The sequence below is a fragment of the Candidatus Electrothrix sp. genome (genome assembly GCF_052785085.1).
This window is the reverse complement of sequence record NZ_JALAAI010000153.1, coordinates 1-8,090: the sequence shown is the minus strand read 5'-3', so window position 1 is coordinate 8,090 and position 8,090 is coordinate 1. Positions and strand designations below refer to the sequence as shown.

Annotated in this window: 6 protein-coding genes and 1 riboswitch; of the genes, 2 read left to right on the top strand and 4 right to left on the bottom strand. The window is 46.7% G+C overall.

What is annotated here, in order from left to right; genetic code table 11:
• Positions 1-47 precede the first annotated feature (47 nt).
• From L2082_RS17270 to L2082_RS17260, 3 genes are all read right to left on the bottom strand, one after another.
• The gene (locus L2082_RS17270) at positions 48-1,121 is read right to left on the bottom strand and encodes an RHS repeat domain-containing protein (RefSeq protein ID WP_446012031.1); all 1,074 of its coding nucleotides are present in this window, start codon (positions 1,119-1,121) and stop codon (positions 48-50) included.
• Positions 1,097-1,175: riboswitch (cyclic di-GMP riboswitch) on the bottom strand. It overlaps the preceding gene by 25 nt.
• 277 nt (positions 1,176-1,452) lie before the next feature.
• Entirely contained in the window at positions 1,453-3,285 is a 1,833-nt protein-coding gene (locus L2082_RS17265) for an alpha-amylase family glycosyl hydrolase (RefSeq protein ID WP_446010098.1), read from the bottom strand.
• Positions 3,286-3,426: 141 nt separating this feature from the next.
• A complete protein-coding gene (locus tag L2082_RS17260; protein ID WP_446010099.1) occupies positions 3,427-4,245 on the bottom strand; it encodes a hypothetical protein in 819 nt (272 codons plus the stop codon).
• 343 nt (positions 4,246-4,588) lie between these two features.
• Between L2082_RS17260 and L2082_RS17255 the strand changes: the two genes are divergently transcribed.
• Complete coding sequence (locus L2082_RS17255) at positions 4,589-5,227, top strand: nucleotide exchange factor GrpE (RefSeq protein ID WP_446010100.1); 639 nt, start codon at positions 4,589-4,591, stop codon at positions 5,225-5,227.
• A 161-nt stretch (positions 5,228-5,388) separates the two neighbouring features.
• Positions 5,389-7,308, top strand: coding sequence for a molecular chaperone DnaK (dnaK, locus tag L2082_RS17250; protein WP_446010101.1), 1,920 nt, complete (start codon positions 5,389-5,391; stop codon positions 7,306-7,308).
• Between the two features lie 169 nt (positions 7,309-7,477).
• Here the strand turns inward: dnaK and L2082_RS17245 are convergent, their stop codons facing one another.
• Positions 7,478-7,744 (bottom strand): hypothetical protein, encoded by a 267-nt coding sequence (locus L2082_RS17245; RefSeq protein ID WP_446010102.1) that lies wholly within the window; start codon positions 7,742-7,744, stop codon positions 7,478-7,480.
• Positions 7,745-8,090: the final 346 nt, after the last annotated feature.

Sequence of the window (8,090 nt, the reverse complement as noted above, 5' to 3'; positions counted from 1 at the left end):
TTGTTCAGATTATGCGTAAAATAAGGAGAGAAAAGGACTTAAGGGAGTTAATAGAAGAGCATTTTCATCCAGGTGTTCCAGCTATTTAAGTGGTACCAGAGGGATATGTCAGATAGGAAATTATCAGTTAAACCATTTTTCCATAATCTGCCTGACCCAGGAAGTACTCCTCCTGCTATAAGCCATCCTACTGACTCACCTTTCTCGAAATTAGATAGATCATTACTCCTAACATCATTAAAAGTAGATACAACATCATAAACTGTAGATCCCACTTCAAACAACGCCCAACCAGCAGCTAGCACTGGAAGAAATACTATATGCCCACTCGGATCAACATAAACAACCGGACTATTCCTCGCATAAGCATACCGATTCAAACTCTGCGGATCATACAAATCAGGAACAATCGTATCAGCCTGCGTAAACCTTCTGATATTCGAATTGTAATACCGAGCTTCAAAGTAATAATTATCCGTTACTTCATCTCTTTCTTTGCCGGTAAAGGTATGTCGTTCTTTGGGAAGGGTGCGGTAACCGCCGAAGGGAAGATATCTGATGCGATCTGTTTGGCTGCCTTGCTCATCAATGATGACATCAGCACTGCCGAGGTGGTTGTTCAGGTAGTAGCTTACTTCTGGAGGAGCTTTGTTTTTCTGGGAACTCTTGGCTATTCGCTGACTGTTGGCAAAGAAATAGCTCGTCTTTTCATCAACAGTCGCTCCTTTTCTTTCCTCGTAATGTTTGCCGATGTAATAGGTAGTTACCCCGTTTTCGATCTTCTTGACCCGCTGGCCCTGGTAGTCGTAAACGTATTCGGCAATGATTTCTCCGGTGGGAGAATCTTTTCTGACCCGGACGAGCTGGTTGGCGTCATTGTATTCATAGTACTTTCCCTGCTCGGAAACCATATTTCCGGCTGGGTCGTACTCGAATTTTACCAAGGCTGATTCGGCTGGGCTGGTGAAGAAAGTGAGGAGGGCAAAAAGAAGAAAGGAAAGCTGTACGGAATAACCCTGTAAAAACGGCCTGACTATACGGAATGAGAGAATACCCTTCCCGTGCATATCCATAACTTCCCTCTGGTAGATAAAAAGTAGGTAACTCGGCGATCTCTCCACAAGAGACCCGTAGCTTTCCGACACCGCCTCACGACGGTTGTGGCTTTTTGCAACTTTCCGGCTCCTCCACCAGAAAGTGACATGTTTCTACGTTGATTGCGTAGAAAGGTAAAAGATACCCGCAATAATTATTTATTGTCAAGTATTTTTTCCTTGAAATCAATTTTGATAAGCTGGAGCCACAACGTTTCCGCCATCTCTTACCCAGCAATTTGTCATACTGAGCATGCGTACTGATCCAGAACCGGACAATACCGTCCTGGTCAGGGGAGGGGAGTCAACATCTAAGCTCTCTATGGTTGATTCCGACTCGTACTGACCAGAATCGACCTCACTGCGAAAAAATCAAGGCACTATACGGGCCAATATCCACCCGGCCACTCTGCGCCATCCTATCCCAGGCGATTCCCTCAGCCTGGAGATCCTGGCCGCCTATATTAGCAAAATCTGGACAATAGCCCACCCAGTCGCTGGAAAAACGACAGTACCAGGTTCCGCCCCGGGGTAATCCCACCCGGTAATCAAAATAACTCTGGTTGGAAAAATTAAGGATAACCAACACATCATCCCCTGCCCCTCCTTGATCCCAACGGTGATAGGCAATAATTTTCTGCTGATCGTTCAGATGATGGCAGTTAATCAGCTGTCCCCGCAGGCCCCGGGTGTTGTTGAACCAGTTTCTCCGCAGCTGGCAGAGGTCTTTATACAACGTAAACACCCCGGCAAAACGCTCCTTACGTGACCAGTCCAAGGGAATCTGATCGCTGAACTTGGTGATGGAGAAAACCTCCTGGCCCTGCCAGATCATCGGAATGCCCGGAGCAGTCAGGACAACAACAGCACCGAGCATGGTGCGTTTTCTTGCGAACCAGGACTCTGGATCAGCATGATCAATTTTACGGGCCAGGGAATCATTATTACCTGATTCATCATGGGATTCACTGTAGATGACCCGTTTAAAGGCATCTCCGTTAAATCGGGCGTACAAGGCTTGAGCCAGGTCAGCCATACTCCGCTGGGCATCATCGGGTGTTGCCAAAACATGCCGGATCTGATGGACAAACCAATGCCATTCTGTATCCATACCAGCACCACCCGCAGAGGTTGGTTTGGTCAGCCAACCATCATTATGCCAATCTTCGGCAATCAAAATTTTATGGCGGGGATGGCGATGAACATAATTTTGTTCATCACTGATCCAGCGTAGCAGATTGAAGCCCTCGTTATTCCAGCCCTGGCCGTGATCAAAACCCCAAATATTGGAGGTGCTGTCGATGCGTAGGCCGTCACAATGGCATTCATCCAGCAGGAACATGGCATAATCACGAATGTACTGCCGCACTTCTGGCCGCCCAAAATCCGGCCGTGGCCCCCAATCGGTATGCCCTCGGTAATCGTTATAAAAATAAATGCCGTTACCGTTGCCGTTGTCTCCTGCCCAACCATCATAACGTCGAAGGCTGCTGTCCAGGTCGCTGGGACCAAAATGATTAAATACGCAATCTATCACCACGGCCAATCCCAGACTATGGGCCTGATCAACAAATTTTTTAAACTCAATAATACCGCCATAGGCCTCTTCAATGGCAAAGGGCAGCGAAACATTATATCCCCAGGAAAAATCAGTTGCAAACTCGTTGGGTGGCATCACATGCACACAGTTAATCCCCAGTTCCCGGAGATGACTCAGGCGTTGCGCTGCTCTTGCCAAAGTGCCGGGTCGGTCACCAGGATCATCAGCAAAGGTACCCAGATGCATCTCGTAAATCACTAAAGAATTAAAATCAGGCATTTGAAAATGTTCATCCTTCCAAGGGAACTCCCTTTCCCGGACAATGCCCTTGCCCACCGAGTTGGTTACCTGGGTGACATAGGGATCAATCTTGCTCAGCACTTCTTTCGTTTCTTGATTGGTAATGCGAAAACGGTATAGCTGTCCCGCCTGTAGACCTTGTACATCCACTGACCAGTAGCCATTACCTTCCACTGCCAGAGGTACAGCCGATGAAGGCTCATTATTATCCTGATCATGACTGTCATAGAGGACAAGTTCAACCTTGCTGGCAAAAGGTGCCCAGGTACGGAAGGCAGTTCCGTCGTTATAAACAATATTTCCCATACCTGCATGTATAGAAATTCCTGGGTTGTTTAAAACTACAGCCATTTCAACGTCCTCCTTTTATATCTACTACCCAGAGTGTTACCCTGGGCTGTATAAATATTCCCCCGTTGGGGCATGAACACTCCAGAACAATAATGCTTCCACATAACGTTCCCAAACCAGCGTTTGGGAGCGAGAAAAAGATTATTCAACCCGATCTAACACTTTCTCCACCTTGCTCGTAGCCCGGTCAACTTTGTGCAGTGCCCTGTAAAGAGCATCCAGGTCAGGAGGCTCTTCAACCGCAAGCTGAGCAAATTCCACGCTGGCCTTAACCAGGCTGAATGCCGGACTGTGCAGAGGCGGTTGACTGGCACCGCCACGCAGTTTTTTTGCCTTGCCAGCAAGTTCGTTCAGCTCTGCTTGCCAGTCCTTTGCAGGCGTAGCTGCTTGTTTCTTGTTGCTGGTCTGAGGGGCATTATCAAGAGAGGCAATAATCCGATCATTCTGCTTGGCCCGCATATACCTTTCTTTCAGGTCTCTCTTCACGCCACCCCCGAAATAAACATTTCTTCCTTCAAACATCCCGTCGTAAATAATTTTCCCTTTAAAGGGTAACAAAACAGTGTTTACATAAAAGGGAAGACGAGAACGATGAATCATTTCTTCAAAAGAGTTATGCAGACCATGCACGGCATAGACCTGGTCTTCCATAATAAATATGGTATGCTTTTTCAGAAAACGTTCGATAAAAAAATCACCCTGAATATAATTTTTCCAGCCCGCTATAATATTCAGTTCCTCCTCTGAAAAATTCTCAGGATTTTTTTGAACAAAGGCATCTATCAGCTCTGGATGATTATAAACCTTAGAACGAACTTTACTTTTTTTCTCTATGCTGAGTTCCTCATATACTGCATGGGTTGTTATGTATGGAATAATGTTCTTTTCGCAATTAACAAAGAACTGTAATCCAATCATAAGACGATAAAAGAGTTCCACATCATGTTCTGATAACTTCATTTTTCCTTTTTCTTTTTTGGGGTTCTGTCTTTGAAGGCGGGATGAGAGCCTATGCCTTGCCTCAGTTTTCCGAGGGTGAAAAACACTCTTTGAAACCAAGAACAAACAAGTATATACATGGATTGCATGAAAGATCAACTCAATAATTTTTCCGGGAGTGGATGGCTTTCCATGTCGACATACAGGAAATCAACCTGTTTTCCTGAGAAAAGGTCAAGATCATCCCTTCCTCCCTTGACACGAAAAATACCCATACTTATTGTTGCATCTAAATTAATCGCAGAGAAAAACCTTTTGTAATGCTGTCTGTTCAGCCGGATAAAACAGCCAAGGAGAGAGATACGTGACTGAAGAACATACAATCGAAAAAGAGATAAGCGAAGAGGAAAAAGAGGCATCTCAGGAGCAGCCAGACCCTGCCGCTGAAACTGCTGAAGAACAAGAGCAGGAGACAAGCGGAGAAGCAACCAGCGATGAGGAAGCGCAACCAAGCCTGGAAAGCCTGACCCAGGAGCTGGAAGAAACCCGTACGAAGATGCTGCGCATTGCTGCAGATGCTGAAAATTTCAAGAAACGGATGGAGCGGGATAAAGCCAAGCTCCTCAAATATGCTGGTGAGAATATCCTGAAAGAGCTTTTGACCACTGTGGATAATCTTGACCGGGCCCTGGAACAGGGTGCTGTGGAAGGGGGTGACCCGGCGCAAAAGCTTGAGGCCCTGTTGGCTGGCGTTGAACTCACGAAGAAGGGCCTGCATACCATGCTGGAACGTTTCGAGGTAAAGCCATTGGAATCAGTTGGTCAGCCCTTTAATCCTGATGAAATGGATGCCTTGACCATGGAAGCCAGCGAGGAGATTCCAGCCAATCATGTGGTCACGGAATTTGCCAAAGGCTATACCTTTAAAGACCGCGTTCTCCGTCATGCCCAGGTCGTGGTCTCCAGTGGCTCTGGAGAAAAAGCAGCAGAGGATGAAGCATAAAAGTCTTGAATTTGTCCTTGACAAGGCTGTTTTAATGCACATTGTAGAGTGACAAGAACGGGAAGAACAGCTACTGAGTTCTCAAGATGAGATCTTAATAAAGATAAAAGAACAGCTTGGGGTGCTGTTTTCAGGATAAAAGAGACCAAGGAGAAAAAATCATGAGTAAAATAATAGGAATTGATCTGGGAACCACCAACTCTTGTATTGCCATCATGGATGGCGGTGATCCCAAAGTTATTGAAAATAGCGAAGGAAACCGGACAACACCATCAATTGTTGCCTTTTCCGATAACGGCGAGCGTCTGGTCGGTCAGGTGGCAAAGCGTCAGGCAGTAACAAATCCGACCAGGACCCTGTTTGCTATTAAACGCCTGATCGGTCGTAAATTTACTGATCCTGAAGTAAAAAAATCCATTGAACTGAGTCCGTTTAAGATCGTGGAAGGTCCTAACGGCGATGCAATGGTGGAAGTGGATGACAAGTCATATTCGGCAGCAGAAATCTCTGCCATGACCTTGGGCAAGATGAAAAAGACTGCTGAGGAATATCTGGGCGAGACCGTGACCGAGGCTGTTGTCACTGTGCCTGCTTATTTTAACGATGCCCAGCGTCAGGCAACCAAGGATGCTGGTAAGATTGCCGGCCTGAATGTCCAGCGTATTATCAACGAACCCACTGCTGCCTCTCTGGCCTATGGTCTGGACAAAAAAGGCGAGGAAAAAATCGCAGTCTTTGATCTGGGGGGTGGTACCTTTGATGTTTCCATCCTTGAGATCGGTGACGGTGTTTTTGAGGTAAAATCTACCAACGGCGACACCTTCCTCGGTGGTGAAGATTTTGATATGCGCATCGTCAACTGGCTGGCTGACGAGTTTAAACGTGAGCAGGGTGTTGATCTCCGTAATGATAAGATGGCTCTTCAGCGTCTTAAAGAAGAAGCAGAAAAGGCCAAGAAAGAGCTGTCATCCTCTATGGAGACGGACATCAATCTGCCTTTTATTACAGCTGATGCCACAGGCCCTAAACATCTGAATATCAAGCTGTCCCGGTCAAAACTGGAAGCCTTGGTTGCCGATCTGATTGAGCGTTGCGCAGGTCCCTGCAACACAGCCTTGAAAGATGCAGGAATGTCTGCCTCTGAGATTGATGAGGTTATTCTGGTCGGTGGTATGACCCGTATGCCCAAGGTGCAGGAAAAGGTCAAAGAGATCTTTGGCAAAGATCCGCATAAAGGCGTGAACCCGGATGAAGTTGTGGCTATCGGCGCAGCTATTCAGGGTGGTGTGCTGAAGGGTGATGTGAAAGACGTGCTGTTGCTGGATGTAACACCCCTGTCTCTGGGCATTGAGACCCTGGGTGGCGTAATGACCAAGCTGATTGAGAAGAATACCACGGTTCCGGCCAAGAAAAGCCAGGTCTTCTCCACAGCAGCAGATAACCAGCCTGCCGTGTCCATCCATGTGCTTCAGGGTGAGCGAGAGATGGCTGATGCCAACAAGACCATTGGTCGCTTTGAGTTGGCAGATATCCCGCCTGCGCCGCGTGGAGTGCCCCAGATTGAGGTCACCTTTGACCTGGATGCCAACGGTATCCTCCATGTTTCTGCGAAAGACATGGGAACCGGCAAAGAGCAGTCCATCCGCATCACTGCCTCTTCCGGCCTGAGCGAGGAAGAGATTGAGAAGATGAAAGAGGATGCAGAGCTGCATGCTGAAGAGGACAAGAAGCGCAAGGAAATGGTTGAGGCCAAGAATAATGGCGATTCCCTGATCCATATGACCGAGAAAAGCCTGAACGATTTGGGCGATAAGGTGGATGCGGAGACCAAGGCCAATGTAGAGCGCGAGATCGAAACCCTGAAAAAGGCCCTTGAAGGAGATGACCTTGAGTCCATCAAGTCTGCCTCAGAGGCTTTGACTCAGGCTTCTCATAAGCTGGCTGAACTGATGTATGCCCAGGCTTCTCAGGATCAAGGTGCTGCCGGAGCAGCAGGTGCTGGTGCTGCGGGTGGTAACGCCTCATCTTCCAGCAAAGATGATGATGATGTTGTTGATGCTGATTTTGAAGAAGTGAAATAAGGTCAGGTTGTAGGGGCAGGCCCTTGTGCCTGCCTGATAATGTATTTCAGAAAAGGGAGAGCGGTGTAGCCGTTCTCCCTTTTTTGTTTGCTTTGACCTATAACGACCGGTCAATCCAGATTCGCCCAAGCACGGGATAACCGGCTTTCCCCCTTTCTCTGCCCCTGGCTCAGTAGGCTTGTTCCACAAGCTGACGCTCTGTTTTTAAAACATTTTGTTTTTCCGCAAGGATGCTTGAAAGAGCAAATAACAAGTTTGTGAGAACAAACAAAGAGCTGTTTATTGTCAAGAGAAGGTTGTTGGTAGCAAACAGAAGGCTCTTGATAACAAACAAAGGAGTGTTTGTAATAAACAGAAGGTTGTTTGTTCCTGACAAAAGGTTTGCGGTAACAAACAGAAGGTTGTTTGCTCTTGCAGGAAGGTTGTCAGCGACCAACAGGAAGCCTGCTTGAACAACAAGGGTGATGTGTTTTTTTTCGTACCTGTGCTTGATCGTAAAATTTCCTTGTCGCAGAAGGGAAAATCTCCATATTTCTTCCTTTACCCTTAAGAAAGTTTCATTTGATTTCTTGACAGGTGGAGCAAAAGCCGTTATTCAGGTTTGTTGCCTTTTATAACTCTTTTTTCTCTAAGTTTGCTCACCAGGAGACATTATAAGGGTGTTGAAAAGAATATCTCAACGCCACACAAAAACAGTTGCTTAGATAATAAAAAGCCTGTATAATGAGGAAAAGTCAATAATGTTAAACCTTTTACTCATTTCAGGTGTTATGCACAATAAA

Coding starts and splice junctions, on each gene's coding strand:
- dnaK (WP_446010101.1), top strand. CDS start 5,389: ATGAGTAAAATAATAGGAATTGATCTGGGAACCACCAACTCTTGTATT.
- L2082_RS17265 (WP_446010098.1), bottom strand. CDS start 3,285: ATGGCTGTAGTTTTAAACAACCCAGGAATTTCTATACATGCAGGTATG.
- L2082_RS17260 (WP_446010099.1), bottom strand. CDS start 4,245: ATGAAGTTATCAGAACATGATGTGGAACTCTTTTATCGTCTTATGATT.